This is a genomic window from Streptomyces shenzhenensis, from assembly GCF_021462265.1.
In the GTDB taxonomy this organism is placed as follows: domain Bacteria; phylum Actinomycetota; class Actinomycetes; order Streptomycetales; family Streptomycetaceae; genus Streptomyces; species Streptomyces shenzhenensis.
On record NZ_JAJONF010000002.1, the window covers coordinates 116,739 to 132,854 of the forward strand.

General features: G+C 70.2%; 10 protein-coding genes and 2 pseudogenes. 6 read left to right on the forward strand and 6 right to left on the reverse strand.

Features of this window, described 5'->3' with window-relative positions:
- Window positions 1-20: 20 nt before the first annotated feature.
- The 3 genes and pseudogenes from LQ326_RS03080 to LQ326_RS03090 all read right to left on the reverse strand — a co-directional run.
- Entirely contained in the window at window positions 21-773 is a 753-nt protein-coding gene (locus LQ326_RS03080) for an SDR family NAD(P)-dependent oxidoreductase (RefSeq protein ID WP_234532066.1), read from the reverse strand.
- Window positions 770-1,453 carry a TetR/AcrR family transcriptional regulator gene (locus LQ326_RS03085; RefSeq protein ID WP_234532070.1) on the reverse strand — a complete coding sequence of 228 codons (684 nt, stop codon included), beginning with the start codon at window positions 1,451-1,453 and terminating at the stop codon, window positions 770-772. The genes LQ326_RS03080 and LQ326_RS03085 overlap by 4 nt, the downstream gene beginning before the upstream one ends.
- 125 nt (window positions 1,454-1,578) lie before the next feature.
- Window positions 1,579-1,888 (reverse strand): annotated as a pseudogene (locus LQ326_RS03090) (3-oxoadipyl-CoA thiolase); the annotation flags it as partial.
- A 504-nt stretch (window positions 1,889-2,392) separates the two neighbouring features.
- On the opposite strand from LQ326_RS03090, the gene LQ326_RS03095 reads away from it, so the two are divergent.
- The 4 genes from LQ326_RS03095 (at window position 2,393) to LQ326_RS03110 (ending at window position 7,614) form a co-directional block, all read left to right on the forward strand.
- Window positions 2,393-3,448: a maleylacetate reductase gene (locus LQ326_RS03095; protein WP_234532073.1), complete on the forward strand. Its 1,056-nt coding sequence runs from the start codon at window positions 2,393-2,395 to the stop codon at window positions 3,446-3,448.
- A gap of 70 nt (window positions 3,449-3,518) precedes the next feature.
- Entirely contained in the window at window positions 3,519-4,388 is an 870-nt protein-coding gene (locus LQ326_RS03100; protein ID WP_234532074.1) for a dioxygenase family protein, read from the forward strand.
- A 343-nt stretch (window positions 4,389-4,731) separates the two neighbouring features.
- Complete coding sequence (locus LQ326_RS03105; RefSeq protein ID WP_234532077.1) at window positions 4,732-5,220, forward strand: flavin reductase family protein; 489 nt, start codon at window positions 4,732-4,734, stop codon at window positions 5,218-5,220.
- 174 nt (window positions 5,221-5,394) lie between these two features.
- On the forward strand, window positions 5,395-7,614 hold the full coding sequence (locus tag LQ326_RS03110) for a winged helix-turn-helix domain-containing protein (RefSeq protein WP_234532079.1): 2,220 nt from the start codon (window positions 5,395-5,397) through the stop codon (window positions 7,612-7,614).
- A gap of 190 nt (window positions 7,615-7,804) precedes the next feature.
- Here the strand turns inward: LQ326_RS03110 and LQ326_RS03115 are convergent, their stop codons facing one another.
- A complete protein-coding gene (locus tag LQ326_RS03115; RefSeq protein ID WP_234532082.1) occupies window positions 7,805-9,328 on the reverse strand; it encodes a 4-hydroxyphenylacetate 3-hydroxylase family protein in 1,524 nt (507 codons plus the stop codon).
- Between the two features lie 159 nt (window positions 9,329-9,487).
- Here LQ326_RS03115 and LQ326_RS03120 point away from each other — a divergent pair, with 159 nt between their 5' ends.
- Entirely contained in the window at window positions 9,488-12,340 is a 2,853-nt protein-coding gene (locus LQ326_RS03120) for a helix-turn-helix transcriptional regulator (RefSeq protein WP_234532083.1), read from the forward strand.
- Between the two features lie 428 nt (window positions 12,341-12,768).
- Window positions 12,769-14,295: an FMN-binding glutamate synthase family protein gene (locus tag LQ326_RS03125; protein WP_372496729.1), complete on the forward strand. Its 1,527-nt coding sequence runs from the start codon at window positions 12,769-12,771 to the stop codon at window positions 14,293-14,295.
- 641 nt (window positions 14,296-14,936) lie between these two features.
- Here LQ326_RS03125 and LQ326_RS03130 read toward each other — a convergent pair.
- Window positions 14,937-15,842 carry an NAD(P)H-binding protein gene (locus LQ326_RS03130; RefSeq protein ID WP_234532085.1) on the reverse strand — a complete coding sequence of 302 codons (906 nt, stop codon included), beginning with the start codon at window positions 15,840-15,842 and terminating at the stop codon, window positions 14,937-14,939.
- A 170-nt stretch (window positions 15,843-16,012) separates the two neighbouring features.
- A pseudogene (locus tag LQ326_RS48560) lies at window positions 16,013-16,099 on the reverse strand (aldehyde dehydrogenase family protein); the annotation flags it as partial.
- Window positions 16,100-16,116 lie beyond the last annotated feature (17 nt).

Sequence of the window (16,116 nt, forward strand, 5' to 3'; positions counted from 1 at the left end):
GCCGGGGCGTCGGCGAGGCGTCAGTACATGGCCATCCCACCGTTGACCGCGGCCGTGGTGCCCGTCATGAACGCGTTGTCCTCGGAGGCGTAGAAGGCGACCGCCTGGGCGACGTCGGCCGGGTGTGCCAGGCGGCCCAGGGGAGTGGCTGCCACCTGCCGCTGTCTTGTCGCGTCGTCCAGCAGGTTTTCGGTGGTACGGGTCTCCACCGGCCCAGGTGCCACGACGTTGACGGTGATGCCCTTCGGACCCAGTTCCTGGGCGAGATACCGGGCGAACTGCTCCAGGGCGGCCTTGGACGTGCCCAGTGCGATCATGCCCTCCCGGGGCCGGCGGCTGAGGCCGGTCCCGATGTAGACGATGCGCCCCCAGCCCTGTTCGGTCATGGCGGGCAGGACGGCCTTGGTGACCGCGAAGGCCGCGTGCATCTCGGCGTCGAGCTTGCCGCCCAGTTCCTCCCACGTCATGTCCTGGAACGACTTGACCGCGTACGGGATCAGCGCGTTGTGCACGAGCACGTCGATGCCGCCCCATGCGGCCCGGACCTGCTCCACCACGCTCTCGACCGCCGCCACCTCGCGTACGTCGGCCTGGACGGCCATGGCCCGGCCACCGGAGGTCTCGATGTCGGCCACCACTTCCTCGGCCGCCTTGGCGCTGCTGAGATAGTTGACCACCACGCGCATCCCCCGCGCGGCCAGGAGACGTGCGGTGGCCGCACCGATTCCGCTGCTGGCCCCCGTCACCAGTGCCACCCTGCCGGTCCCGGTCATGGGCCCACCTCCTTTTCGTCGTCGCGGGCCGTCGGAATGACCGCCCCGAGTCGTTCGTCGTCGATCGCGGGGCCGGTGGAGCGGATCGCCCCGTACAGCACGGTGTCGACGGTCGCCCGCAGCAGATCCGCCGCGGTCCACTCCAGTTCGTACGGCAGCCGGGAGGTGAACAGCCGCTCCAAAGCGCCGCGGGTGATCTCACCGAGCAGTTCGGGCGGCGCCGACAGCAGTCCCTGCCGGTGACCTTCCCGGAACAACTCGTCGACACGCCGGTAGATCACCGTGTCCACACGCTGTTCCACGTACTGGCGCAGCACCGGGTCTCCGCCACGCCCCGTGGCGAGCTGCGCGGCGCCGATCCTTCCGAGTTCGGTGCCCGCCGCGACCAGGAACCGGTGGACCCGCACATCGAACGGCTGGCCTTCCGCGTCCTCGGCCGACATCACCAGCGTTCGCTCCACCGCCGCGAACTGCCGGTCCAGCACTGCGACCAGCAGGCTGCGCTTGTCCGGGAAGCAACGGTAGATCGTCTTCTTGCTCATCCTGAGCTCACGCGCGAGATCGTCCATGCTCACCCGCGCCAGGCCCGGCGCGAGGAACAACCGCCCGGCTGCCTCGACGATCGCCTCGGCGCGCTGCCTGTCGTCTTCGGAAACTTTCGATACTGGATTAGTTTCCATGGTTTTCATCCTGGGTGCCTCCCCGCGTACTGTCAAGGCATGTCGTCCGGGCGGGACCGCCGCGGCTGGGATCGGCGGCGATGCGGGCGGCACGTGTCGGCGTTCGAGGGACCAGGCCCGTGCCGGCGTTCGAGGACCGGAGCGAGGTCTTGGCCGACGCCGATGCAGAGGGTGCCGGTGCCGGTGCCGGTGCCGGTGCCGCGGCAGGCGAGCTGGTGTGCGACGGTGCCGGCGAGGCGGGCGCCGGAGACACCGAGGGGGTGTCCGAGGGCGATGGCACCGCCCAGCGGATCGAGGATCGCCGTACCGGACTCGGGCCATTCGGCCAGACACCCCAGAAACCTGCGCGGCGAAGGCCTCGTTGAGTTCCAGCGCGTCGAGACCGGCGAAGGTCCGGCCGGTCCTGGCCGGCGCCCGGTCGACGGCTCGACGTGGGCGAGGCCGGCGCCACCCCGCCCGAGCCGTCGTACCGCCACGGCAGTCCGCCGCCGGCCACCTGCGGCCGGGGTGTGGAAAGCGGGAATCCCCGCACCGCCGGCCCGCAGTCCTTTGTCCATGTCCCACACCCCGCCTTTCGCCCCTGCGAACCCATCGAAAACCGTTTTCGTAAGGCAATGCACAAGAAATTCGTCCGGCCCCTGTCACGACTTTCGGGAATTATGGGAGTCGTGGGAGCGAATCGGCCCGGGACGGGCCCGTTTGCCACGCGTCCGCCCCGGCCGACACATGCGTCCACGGTCCCAACGCCCAGTCCTGCACGGGTATCCCGTAGATGAGTGATATCGGACGCCGCCCCCAGGCTGGTGCGGAGGTGCGTGTCGCGCGAACTGGGTATTCCGGCGCCGATCGGCGTTATCCCCCATGGATTCCGTTGACGCACCTCGTCTCGGTGGCGACGCTTCGTCTCGTCGAAGGAGCCGCAGGACCGAGGGAATCATCGTGAAGAAATTCGTGCACCGAGGACAGATCACCAAGGTGGTCTTCGGCAGCGGCACCCGCAGCCTTATTCCCGAAGAGGCCGATGCTCTCGGATGCCGTCGGGTGCTCATCCTGTGTACGCCCGGCCAGGCGGACCAGGCTGCCCGGACCGGCGAACTACTGGGCGCGACAGCCGCGGGAACCTTCGCACAGGCGGCCCCGCACACCCCCGTCGAGGTCACCGACAAGGCGGTCGCGTACGCCCGGTCCGTGAAAGCCGACGCGGTGCTCGCCATCGGCGGCGGCTCCACCATCGGCCTGGGCAAGGCGATCACCGCACGGACCGGCCTTCCGCAGCTGGCGTTGCCCACCACGTACGCCGGCTCGGAGATGACACCCATCCTCGGAGAGACCGAAGGCCGCCGGAAGACGACCCGGCGGCTGCCGGAAGTACTGCTCAAGACGGTGGTGTACGACGTCGACCTGACGCTCACCCTCCCGCCGGCGACATCGGTGGTCAGCGGCATCAACGCCATGGCGCACGCCGTGGAGGCGCTCTACGCACAGGACCGGGACCCGGTCGCCTTCCTGATGGCGGGTGAGGCACTCGACGCCCTCACCCGGTCCCTTCCCCTCGTCGTGCGGCATCCGGACGACACGGAGGCGCGGGCCGACGCGCTGTACGGAGCGTGGCTGGCCGGCACATGTCTGGGCACGGTGGGCATGGCCCTGCATCACAAGGTGTGCCACGTGCTGGGCGGCACCTTCGGCCTTCCGCACGCCGAAACCCACGCGGTCGTCCTGCCGCACGTCATCGCCTACAACGCTCCGGCGGCCGGCGAGGCCATGGCACGCATCGCGCAGGCACTGCCGGGGGACGACCCCGCGAACGCCCTGTACGACCTCGCCGGGCGGCTCGGCGCACCCAGGGCACTGCGGGACCTCGGCATGCCCGAATCGGGAATCGACCGGGCGGCCGAACTCGTCGTGCGGGACGGCTACTGGAATCCGCGTCCCGTGGGCCGGAGCACCGTCCGCGCCTTCCTGGCCCGGGCCTGGGCCGGAGAGACGCCGTAGCCGTCACCGGGCCGCCCGCACTCCCGGACCGACTCCGTCACCGGACACCCACTCACCACAGGAGGACGCCATGCGTGATCTGACCAGCGACACCATCACCGGAGCCGTGATCTCGACCATGGGGGACACCGAGAACCCCCGGCTCGCGGAGATCCTGGGTTCATTGGTGCGGCACCTCCACGCCTTCGTCCGCGAGGTCGAACTGACGGCGGAGGAGTGGGCCCAGGGAGTGGACTTCCTGACCCGCACCGGGCACATGTGCACGCCTGCTCGCCAGGAATTCATTCTGCTGTCCGACGTGCTCGGCGTCACCATGCTGGTCGACGCCCTGGGCAATCGGCGCCCTGCCGAAGCCACTCAGAACAGCGTCCTGGGCCCCTACTTCAGGGAGGACCGGCCGCAGCACACCGACGGCGCCGACATCTCCGGAGGCCTGCCCGGCATCCCGCTGTTCTTCGAAGGACGGGTCGTGAACGCTGAGGGAGCGCCGGTGGCCGGCGCCGCGGTGGACGTCTGGCACAGCGACGCGGACGGTCACTACGACATGGAGGTGCCCGGTCAGGTCGACCCGGCCATGCGCGCGTTGTTTCGCACCGACGAGACGGGACACTTCAGCTTCCGCTCCATCCGCCCGTCCAGTTACCCGATACCCGGTGACGGCCCGGTCGGTGAACTCATGAGCGCGACCAGCAGGTCCCTGATGCGTCCCGCCCATGTGCACCTGCTGATCGAGGCCCCCGGATTCCAGCGGGTGACCACCATGCTGTTCCCGTCCGACGACGCGTACCTGGACGCGGATCCGGTGTTCGGGGTCAAGGAGTCACTGCTGGAGGCCTACGACACGTACGCGCCGGACGACGGCCCCTGCCGCGGGCTGACCGACGTGCCGTACACCCTGCTGCGCCGCACCTTCGTCCTCGAACCGCTTCCCGGGGCCTGAACCCTTTGCCGCGCGGACGCACTCGCCATGGCATCCGCGGGAGAACTCGCCCCGTCCGGCCGAGCGGTCGGCGCCGCACACGCCACCCCGGTCACCGGAGCGCCGCTCCGCAGGGCGTCGGCGAGTCCCGGGTGCGGGACTGCCGCGGACGAGCGCCGACAACTCGGCGAAGCGCGAGGTGCCCTGCACGCCCGGCGACCGCAGGTGAGTCACCGAGGCAGCCGCCTGCATCCTCGGGCCGCGCTCGAACGGCACGTGCGCCCACACGCCCACCGCGACCGGGAGCCATTCCCCGTCCCCGAGCAACAGACCGACGCCCTTCCCGACTCCCACGGAGGTTCCGATGACTGAAATCCTCGACATGACGGTCGATTTCCGAGCCACGATGAGCCGGCTCGCCACGGGTGTCAGCGTGATCACCACACGCTCCGGGAACACACCCATCGGCATGACGGCGAGCGCCGTGTCCGCCCTCTCCCTGGACCCGGTTCAGCTGCTCGTGTGCATCGGCAACCACCTCTACACCCGGACCGCGATCGCCGAGCACGGCCGCTTCGCGGTCAACGTGCTCGGTGAGGACAGCGAGTCACTGGCGCGGAACTTCGCCGTCTCCAAACCCGACAAGTTCGCAGGCGTCGAGACCATCGACGACCACGGCGTGCCGGTGCTGAAGGACGCCATCGCGGCCGTCGTGTGCGAGGTCGCCGAGGCGCTTCCCGGCGGTGATCACACCATCTTCGTGGGTGACGTCCGCTATTGCTCACACCAGGCGGACAGCCGGCCGCTGCTCCACTTCGCCGGCGGCTTCGGCGCGCTCAGGGCCGCGCTCTAGCGGCTGTCCGGCGGGTCGAGTCGCAGGAAAGCAGCGGTGACTCAGCAACTGAGGTGGGAGGAGCCGCTGCGGGCCCGGTGACCCGCCCACCACCGCCCCCGACATCCGGCTCGCGCGAGGCGGGCCACGGCCGTCGGGGGCTCCGCTCGTCCCGACCACTCCACGGAAAGTGCCATGACCAGCTCCGTGCCGTCCTTCAAGCTCCGCCCTCCGGCCCAGCCCCCGCATCTCCTGTCCCGCCCGCGTCTGCTGCGCCGGCTGGACGTGGCGACCGAGCCCGTGGTGGTCGTCTCCGCGCCGGCCGGTGCCGGCAAGACGGTACTGCTGACCGAGTGGTCGCGGGCCTCGGCGGCTCGAGGCCCGTGCGCCTGGCTCAGCCTGGACGCCCACGACAACGCCCCGGACCGTCTCTGGGCGGGCGTCCTGGGGGCCTTGCGCCACGCACGGCCCGAACTGCCCGCTCACCTCGACGACGGTGAGTGGAGGGTCGACGCATGGCTTGCGGAGATCCTGCCGAATCTGGTGACCGGACTGGGCGCGGCGGGACCGCTCACGCTGATCCTCGACGGACTGGAATCCGTCACGGACGCCGACGCGATGCGTACCCTGGCGGACTTCCTGACCAGACTTCCGCACGGCTTCCGTATCGTGCTGTCGACGCGGCACGTCCCCGGAAGCCCTCTTCCGACGCTGCGCGCCCGGGGCCTGCTCGCCGAACTCGACCAGCGCGACCTGGCCTTCAGCCCCGAGGAGGCCGGGGCAGTGCTCACCGAACTGCTCGGATCCGCCCCGGCCCCGGAGATCTCTGCCGCCCTGTACGAAGCCACCGAGGGATGGGCGGCGGGGCTCTGCCTCATGGGACGCACCCTCGCCCGCTCGGCGGACGAAGCCGACACCAAGGGGAACATGGCCCGGGGCAGGCGAGCGGTCACCGACTACCTGGCCACCGAGGTCCTCCATCGGCTCACCACCGAACAGCGCCGGTTCCTCCTGCGTACCGGCGTGCTCGACCAGCTGAGCGTCGGGCCGTGCCAGGCCCTCGCCGGAGAGCGCGCCGGCGTCCTGCTGCACGAGCTCGCACGGACCGTGCAACTGCTCGTGCCCGTCGCCGCCGAGCCGTCGGCGTACCGGCATCACCGGGCACTGTCGGCGCTGCTGTCCGAGGTCCTCGATGCCGAAGCGGCGCACACCATTGCGTCCCTGCACCGGTCCGCGGCCCAGTGGTACTCCCGGCACGGGCACACGACCGCAGCCGTACGGCACTGGATGCTGGGCGGCGACGAGTCCGCGGCCGTCGCGTCCGTCCTCGAAAGCTGGGAGAGGGCGCTCTCGGCGGGCCGCGGTGCGCAGGTCTCGCAATGGCTGGACCTGCTGCCGCCGCGCACGGTGGCCGCCGACGCGAGACTGTGCGTCGTGGCGGCGATGGCGGCGCTCTCGGCGGGCTCCCCGGTAGCGGCCCGGCGCTGGCTGGACGTGGCCCGGCTGAGGCAGACGGGGCGGCAGACGGTCGGCGAAGGCAGCACGGTGTCCGATGCGGCAGCCGTCGCTCAGGCCGTGGCGTGCTGTCTGCTGGGGGAGGTCCTGACGGCCGACCGTCTCGGCGTGTCCGCCGTCGCCGGCACCCTTCCGTTGACTTCCTGGCGTGCGCTGGCCGGTACGGCCCGTGGCGCCGCTCTCCTGTGGACCCGCAGATACGAGGAGGCGGAGGCGCTGCTGGGGGAGGCGACCCGCGACGCGCATGCCGCCGGGCACGGCCTGGCGCTCGTCCGCGCGCTGGGTCTGCGCACCGTGTGCGCGCTCCTGGCCGGTCGGCACGAACTGGCACGCATCCTGGGCGACGAGGCCCTCGAAGAGGTCGCGACGCTCGGCCTGGAGCGGCACTTCGTCTCTGTTCCCGCGTACATCGGCCGGGCCGGGCTCCTCCTCGAAGAAGGGCTCGTCGAGGAGGCGGAAGCGGTACTTGCCGACGCGGAAGCAGCGCTGGCGGGCTCGCCCCGGACCGAGGGCGAACCCCACATGCGTGCGTTGTGGCACTTCATGCGGTCACGGCTGGAGAGCGCACGGCGCGAAACCGACGCGGCACGAAAGTCCCGGGAGGCCGCCGAACGAGCGGCGGCCCGGTGCGAGTCGCCCGGAATGCTGACGGACCTGCTCGGCCGGGCCGGCGAGGACACCGCGGCCCCCGCCGCCGCGCCCCGCCCCCAGGACCTGTCGCTCGGTGAGCGCCGAGTGCTGCGTGCGCTCTGCGGCACGCTGACACTGCGTGAGATCGCCTCCGAACTCTTCGTGTCCCACAACACCGTCAAGACACAGGTACGCGCGATCTTCCGCAAGCTCGACGCACACGACAGAAGCGAGGCGGTCGCCAGGGCCCGGCAGTGCGGTGTGCTGTGACACGGGCCCCGGCGTGCGGCCCCTAGCTAGTGCTGCGACCGGAAAGGTTCACCGGCTCGCGACGCCCGGCACGGCACCTCGCCGCGTTGTCGCATCGCCCGAGTACATCCAGTACGCGGGCGATGCTCCGCCTTGCGATGCACCGCACCGGACGCCGCGAGCTTTCCGGCAAACCTTCCCGGCCACAGCACTAGGCGTCCTGGCGTGAGGCGTCCTGGCGGCGGGCGTAGTTCGCCTGGGCCTGGTACGCCGACTCCCGCTCGCTCACGCTCTCGATGCCGCAGACCTTGCGGGCGAGGTCGGCCATGGCGCCGTTCGGGGACATCTCGGCCCGTTTCATGGTGAGGGTGCGGATGGCCAGCAGCGGCGTGCCGTTGAAGTTCTCGAAGATGCTGATGCGGTCGCCCCAGTCGGACAGGAACATGTCGCGGATCACGCGGCTTATCTTCAGCCGGTCGTGAGGCCTGCCGACCGGTCCGGTCTGCAGCGCCTCCAGCCACGGCCGCAGTTCGGGCCGCTGCCACTGCCCCTCGGTGGGATAGATGAGCGCGGCCCGGCCGGCCAGGTCGATCAGCTCGTGCACCATCTCGCCGATGTGCTCGATGTAGTACGCCCGCCCGAAGTCGAACATCAGGACGTTCGGCTTGAAGATCCCACCGGGAGTGAAGAACCCCTGGTCCTCCGAACCGATCACATGTGCCTTGAGTGACTGGTGGAAGCCCGCGAAACGGGCGATCCGGGCCTGGACAGGCGGCAGCTGGTAGGTGCCGATGTGCTCGGTGATCAGCAGTGCCAGACCGAGCATCAGTTCTGCCTTCACCATCGCACGCACCAGCGAGTGGTAGTGCAGCCAGTCGAAGACGCGCTGCGGATACAGTGACGCGTGCTGCGGGTTGCCGATGTGGAAGACGCGGTTCCAGGGGATGAGCACGTCCTCGAAGACGATGATGCTGTCCAGCTCGTCACCCTGCGAGGCCAGCGGGTGCTCCACCTCCTCGCCGTCGCGGACGTTGCTCTCGCGGCAGATGATGGTGACCCCGGGGGTGTTGGGCGTCACCGCACCGTAGATGATCTGTTCCGCAACGATGCCCGGGCGGTAGAAGACGCCGATGTGGATCACGTCCCCGAAGGCCGCGCCGGTGCTGATCGCCTTCACACCGCGAACGGTGATGCCCTCGTCCGAGGTGCCGACCACGCGCAGGGCCGGGGACTCGGCCTGTGCGGAATCGCGCGAGCGGTCCGCCTGCGGGTCGACGAAGGCCGGCGTCGCGTTGAGATCACCGTCCCGTGCCTCGTTCCAGAAATCGAGGATGCCCTCGGTGAGGTCCCTCCCGTCGGTTCCGACGGACTGGCTGCTCCAGGGCTCCGGGTCGTCGACGTAGGTCAGCAGGACGTAGTTGTTGACATCCGGTGTGCGCGGGACCGCCCCGCCGCCCAGTTCCCGCTGCACCGTCTCCAGGTAGATCCGCTTGCGCCGCAGGTCGTCCTTGGAACGGTGCTGGAACCAGGTCATGGACCGCCGCACCCCGTCCTCGTCCACGAACGTCATGACGTCCTGGAGGTCCGGGCGGTGGTGAAGGTCGTAGAAGGCCGCGATGCTCCGGGCGTACGCCCGGGTCTTCGGGTGCGTGGCCACGTTGTCGACGAGGTCGTCTCCCACCCACACCCTGCGACCGTCGTTCAGCGCCGCCAGGTACTCCTTGCCTGTACGCATGTCGTGCTCCTCTCCGTGGGACAGCGATCTGGATGGCACGGAGCATGCGTCGCGACAGGGTGAGCCGACGGCGCCGGAGCCGCTTTCACCCGGGTGAAAGCGGTGATCACGGCGGAACTGACGTTGAGGGCGGATGAGCCCTGCGCCATGCTGGGCCCCATGCACAGCTCAGACCCCACCGGCGACGAGGCCGACGGGCGCGGGAGCCAGGACAGGACGGGACCGCGCCTGCGGGGACGGGACCGCGAGACAACGGCGGCCCGTGATGCGCTGGACGCGGTACGTGGCGGACGCGGCGCCTGCGTTGTCGTGGAGGGCGCCGCCGGCGTCGGCAAGACCCGGTTCCTCGCGGAGCTGGACCGGATGGCGCGGCGGTCCGGGTTCGACGTGGTCTCGGTACGGGCCGACGAGCTCGATCAGTACGCGGCAGGAGCGGCCCTGCAGGCCGCCCTGCAATCCTTCGACGGTTCCCACCGAGCCGTCGCGGCCGCCGGCGACCAGCGGCTCCGGCTGCTGGACGGCATCACGGACGCTCTGGAGGACCGAGCCCAGCGCGCCCCGGTGGCCGTACTGGTGGACGACGCGCAGTGGGTGGATCCCGCCACGCTCTTCGTGCTGCGCACCCTGCCCGGACGACTGGCCGCCTCGCGGATCCTGTGGGTGCTGGCGGTGCGGTCGGACACCGACCGGCTGATCGTGTCCAGGGTCCGGGAGGACCTGGAACGCCTGGGAGCCCGATGGCTGACCCTCGGCCCCCTGCCCCAGCAGGACCTGGAGCACATCGCGGCCGATGTCCTCGGGGCGACGCCGTCACCCGGACTGGCCAGACTGCTGCGGGGTGTCGCGGGCAATCCCTTTCTCGCCATCGAACTGGTACGCGCCTTCGGCGACACGGATGGGGGCAGGACGGAGACGGGTGAGGCGAGCCTTCTGCGTGACGGCATCCCGGTCAGCTTCCGGCGCAGTGTCGCCGCGCGCGTGGACCGGCTCCCCGAGGACGCCGTGCGCCTGCTCCAGATCGGATCCGTCCTCGGCCGCGAATTCGACCTCGGCACGGCCGCCCGGATGCTGGGCAGGCAGGTCGGCAGCCTGCTTTCGGGTGTCGAAGCCGCGCTGAACGCCGGTCTGCTCTCGGGTGACGGCCCGCGACTGGCCTTCCGCCACGACCTCGCACGGCAGGCGGTCCACGACGACCTGCCCCTGGCCGTGCGGACCGCCCTGCACCGGGAAGCGGCCGAGAGCCTGCGCGGCACGGGAGCACGGCCGGCGGAGGTGGCCTGGCACGTCGTCATGTCGGGCGGCCCGGTCGACGACGATGCCGTGACCACCATGACCACCGCCGTACGGGACTTGTCGTCGTCGGCTCCCGAGGCGGCGGCGGATCTGGCCCAGCGGGTCGCCGGGCTGCTGGCCCCGCACGACGGGCGGCGTATCGCCCTGCTGACCGACGCCGCCGAGTATCTCGGCCGCACCCGCCGGGTGCACGAGGCGCTCGACCTGGTCGACGCCACGTTGCCGGAGGGCCTCGAACCCCTGCAGGAGGCCCGTCTGCGCCTGGTGGCCGCCGAGATCCACCAGGCCTCGGGTGACGACACCGCCGCGATGACGCACCTCCAGAAGGCCCTCGACCTTCCCGGGCTGCCGTCCGACCTGCGGGTCCGGCTGCTGAAGACCAAGGCCACGGGCCATGTCTACCTGGGGGACGTCACCGCTGCCGAGCAGACCGGGACCGGACTGGTCGAGGCCTCCTACCGCAGCGACGACCCGGCCGTCATCGTCAGCGCCATGGTGTTCCAGTCACAGGCCGAGTTCTACCGCGGGCACCTGGACAGCGCCCTGGAACTCGCCGAGGAGGCCACCCGAGGCGCCGCCACCCAGCCCGCCGCGCTCTACCTGCGCCCTCCGCGGATTCCGGCACTGTGGCTGGCCACCGTGCTGACGGTCACCGACCGGCTCGCCGACACAGAGCGGACCCTACGGGAGGGACAGCGCGAGGCGGAGGCGCTGGGCCTCGGCTGGTCACTGCCCCACTGGCACGCCGCCCGGGCCTGTGCGCTCCTCGAACGGGGAGCCCTGGACGACGCGGCCGTGGAGGCCGAGGCCAGTCTCATGGTGGCGGACGAACTCGAGGTCACACCGGTGAATCCGCAGGCCCGTTCCGTACTGGCACTGGTGGAGATCAGACGCGGTGACCTCGTCAAGGCCGCAGACCACCTCCGCGCCGCCGGAACCGGTTCCGGTGCGAACGCCCAGAGGTACGGTCCGTGGGTGTCCCTCTCGCGTGCCTGTCTGGCGGATGCCGAGGGCGAGGGCGGCGAGGCGGCGGCGGTACTCGGGGCGGGCTTCGCAAGGCATGAGCCGACGCGGCTGCTCGCGCTCGCTCCGTCCCACTGGCCGACGATCGTGCGCATCGCCCTCAGCGGCGAGGACCGTTCACTCGGCCAGGCCGTGTCCGGCGCACTGCGCAGCCTGACCGTGCAGAACGAGACCCGGCAGATCATCGGGGCGGTCCGCGCCCACGTGGACGGCCTGCTCGACCGCGACCCCCGTGCACTGGAGACCGCCGTGACCGGCTACCGGAGCACTGGCAGGCCGCTGGCTCTGGCAGGGGCCTGCGAGGACCTCGGCGAGCTCATGGCGGCATCGGCCGATACGACGCAGGCGGTCCCGTACCTCGAAGAAGCGGGCCGGCTGGCGTCGGCCTCCGGAGCCGGCCGTGATCAGGAACGGATCAGGCGGCGGCTTCGCCGGCTCGGCGTGCGCACCGCCCCCGTGCGGAGCTCCTCGGCCGGCCCCCGAGGGTGGGGGGATCTCACCGAATCCGAACAGAAACTGATTCCGCTCGTCGTCGAGGGGCTCACCAACCGGGCCATCGCCGACCGGCTCTATGTGTCCGTGCACACCGTCAACACCCATATGAAGCACATCTTCGCCAAGCTCGGCATCAACTCGCGGGTCGAGCTGACCCGGCTGTCGATCGAGCGGGGTATCGGCGCCGACGAGGACGACTGAACGGTGCACGAGCCGGCCGACCGCGGAACGGAGCGGCCGGATCTTCTGACAGGCGAGGTCGGCGAGTACCTCGTCAATCACTAGATTGCGCGATGCCCTGGGCGGGTCTCTGTCCAAGACTCGTTGTGTCAGCGCATTGCTGACGCACGGAGAAACAGCAGTGGAAAAGCCCGCACGGCGCATCGCCACCGCCGCGGCCCCTCTGCCGGCGCGGCCGTCTCCGCAGGGGCAGGTGCCGGTGCGCAGACGGAGACCGTCGGCCGGCACCCAGTCCCCTCCGTGCCGGCGACCGGCTCGGCCCAGGCGACCGAGCACGGGCACGGGCGTTTGCCCGTGTACCGCGTATACCCGGAAAGATGTGCGTACCACACATGATCAGAACCGTCGTGATCGGATTCATCGGAGCCGTCGCGGTCGTCTTTGGCGCCATGGCGTCGACCGTCTCCCCTTGGTGGTGGCCGGCCGCCGTGCTGTGCGCGGCGACAGCCGGAGTCGGCATTCATGACCTGTCCCAAAGGCGTCATTCGATCCTGCGCAACTATCCGGTACTCGGGCATGTCCGCTTCATGCTGGAGTCGATCCGGCCGGAGCTGCAGCAGTATTTCATTGAACGCAATTACGACGGCCGCCCGTTCGACCGGGATGTGCGCAGTCTCGTGTGCCAGCGTGCCAAAGGAGGTGCAGCAGAGCTGCCGTTCGGAACGGAGCGGAACGTCTATGCCGAGGGCTACGAGTATTTCGAGACCTCGATCAGGCCCCTCCCGGTGGGAGCGAAGGAGCCCCGGGTCCGCGTCGGCGGCCCGGACTGCACGAAGCCCTACGACATGTCCTTGCTCAACGTCTCGGCGATGAGCTTCGGTTCGCTGTCCGCCAACGCCGTCCTCGCTCTGAACCGGGGTGCCGCCTTGGGAGGCTTCGCGCACGACACCGGCGAGGGCGGCCTGTCGGAGTACCACCTGCGCCACGGTGGGGATCTGGTGTGGGAGATCGGCACCGGATACTTCGGCTGCCGCACCGAGAACGGCGACTTCGACCGAGCGAGGTTCGCCGAGAAAGCCGCTCACGATCATGTGAAGTGCGTGTCACTCAAGCTGTCTCAGGGAGCCAAGCCCGGCATCGGCGGGGTGCTGCCCGGCGAAAAGGTCACCGCCGAGATCGCCCGTGTGCGCGGGGTCCCCGAGGGGCGGACCGTCGTCTCGCCTCCCTTTCACCAGACCTTCGGTACACCCCGGGAACTGATCCGGTTCATCGCCGAGATGCGTGAGCTGGCCGGGGGCAAGCCCGTCGGCTTCAAGCTGTGCGTGGGCTCTCGGCGCGAGTTCCTGGCGGTGTGCAAGGCCATGATCGACGAGGGCGTCACACCGGACTTCATCATCGTGGACGGGGCGGAGGGCGGCACCGGAGCGGCCCCGCTGGAGTTCGCCGACCACCTCGGCAGTCCACTCACCGAGGGGCTCATCACCGTCCACAACGCCCTGCTCGGCACCGGCCTGCGGGACCGCATCAGGATCGGCGCCAGCGGCAAGGTGGCCACGGGAGCCGACATCGTCAAGCGCCTGGCGCAGGGGGCGGACTTCACCAACGCGGCACGCGCCATGATGTTCGCCGTCGGATGCATTCAGGCGCAGAGCTGTCACACCAACGCCTGCCCCGTCGGTGTCGCCACACAGGACCCGCGCCGCGCACGCGCACTGAACGTCGACGACAAATCGGCTCGGGTCCACCGCTTTCATTCCGCCACGGTCAGGAGCGCACAGCAGATCATCGCCTCGTTGGGTGTGAGCGAACCCGCCGAGCTGCGCCCGCACATGCTGCGCCGGCGTGTGGACCCGGTCACTGTCCGGTCCTACGCGGAGCTCTACGACTGGCTGGTCCCGGGGCAGTTGCTGATCGAGCCGCCCGAGTCGTGGACGGCGGACTGGAAGGCCGCCGATCCCGATCGCTTCGACGCCTGACAAGTCTCGCCTCGTCGTTGAATCTCGTGTGCGCCCGTACGGGAATGCCTGACCGTCAACGGACGAGCCGACCGACACTGGTGGTGTCGGTAGTTACTACTGAGGAGTGCCGGCACGATGAGCGCTACGTCCCCGTTTCGGGGCCTCACGCCGGGTGAATCGGAAACCCGCTCTCCGTGCCGCCCCCCCACCCAGGAGTGCGCCGCCTCGGTTTTCGACTCTCCAGAAAATGAAGCGAGCCATGAGGTGCCCGAGAACGAATTGGAGCCCTGGCTTCTGGCCTGGCTGGCCACCGGGCATGAGAACCATCGCGACGTGAAGTGAGAACCGGCCGCACAGTCCGCTGCTTCTACGTGGCCGGCAACACCCAAGACCAAGAACGGCCTCGGCGGGTCGCCGCTGGCAGAGCCGAGACGCCCGCCGAACCCGGAAGGCGCAATCACATCGTTCCTGACCAGGGCTGGACGGAACTGCCGCCTGCGCCGTGATCCGTCGGCTGACGGGACCTCATCGGATACCTGTCCGTCTCGTGGCGCGAGTGCGACATGTGCGCTTCACGCCGGAGCCGATTCGGCATGGCCTTGTGCAACCAGGATCGGCGGCATCCAGCGCGGAGCTGTCGCATCGACACCTTCTCAGTTTCAGCCCCGCCTGAGTTCGGCGGTGCCGCGCGCCGTGTTCGGTGCGGGCCACCAGGCTGCGTCCGAGATCGGGGTCGCCGGTGAGCCGGTGAGCCGTGGGACGACGTCGGTGACTGTGGAAATCTCGCCCTTCTCGATCGCCTGGTACCACGAGATCCAGGTTTCGATCTGGGCCCCGCTCATGCCCCGTCGCCAGCGTCGTGCGAAGGCTCGCTCAAGGGTCTCGGGTTCGTAGCGGTAGGGCCGGCCGGTGACCGCGGCGATCCGGGTGACCGCCTCGTCGAGGGTCAGGGCCTCGGGCCCGGTGATCTCGAGGGTCGCGCCGTCGTGCTCGGAGCGCGGACCCTCGTCCAGGACGACGGCCGTGATCACGTCGGCGATGTCCTCGTGGGTGACGAAGGCGGCCCGGCCGGTGTTCGCCGGGCCGCTGACGACGAACTCCTCGTCCGCGAGGGCGGCCGGCGTCGACGTGTAGAAGCCGGCCCGGAGCACCGTGTGGCGGATCCCGGCCCCTGTCAGGAACTGTTCGGTCAGCCACTGGTCGCGGGCGTTGAGGTACGTGGCGGTGGGCGCCGCGCCGACGAGGGACACATACAGAACCCGGTCCACGCCGACCGCGATCGCGGCCTCGACCGCACTGGCGTGCTCCTCCAGCCGGCGGCCCGTGCGGTGTGCGGAGACCAGGACGAGGGCCGATGCGCCCTCGAGCGCCTTGCGCATGGCGCGAGCGTCGGCGTAGGCGGCCGGGCCGCGCCGCTGGGCGCCAGGCAGTTCAGGCATGCGGTCGGGGTTGCGCCCGACGAGGAGTTGCGGGACGCCGCGGTCGGCGAGCCGGGCCGCGATCCGGCCGCCCAGCGCCCCGGTCACCCCGGTGACCGCAACCGTGGCGTGGTTCTTCTCGGACATACGTGTCTGCCTCCATCCGGGCCCGCGTCGATCGCGCACCCCTCTTCTGATTGCGTCCGGCGAAAGAGACCCTGCCGCCGGTTGCCTTCCCCAGTTGTGTGTGGTGGTTCACCGCTACACAGGCGTCACTGCTCTCGGGAATCCGCCCCCCCCGGGACGCCAGGCCGCCCGGACGCGGACGGGGCCTTGCTGCTCGGCTTGTGCACGAAGGTGTTCCCGCAGGCGATCGCCATGGGGAACATCCACATGCCGATCACCTGCCATGGCCACCCGC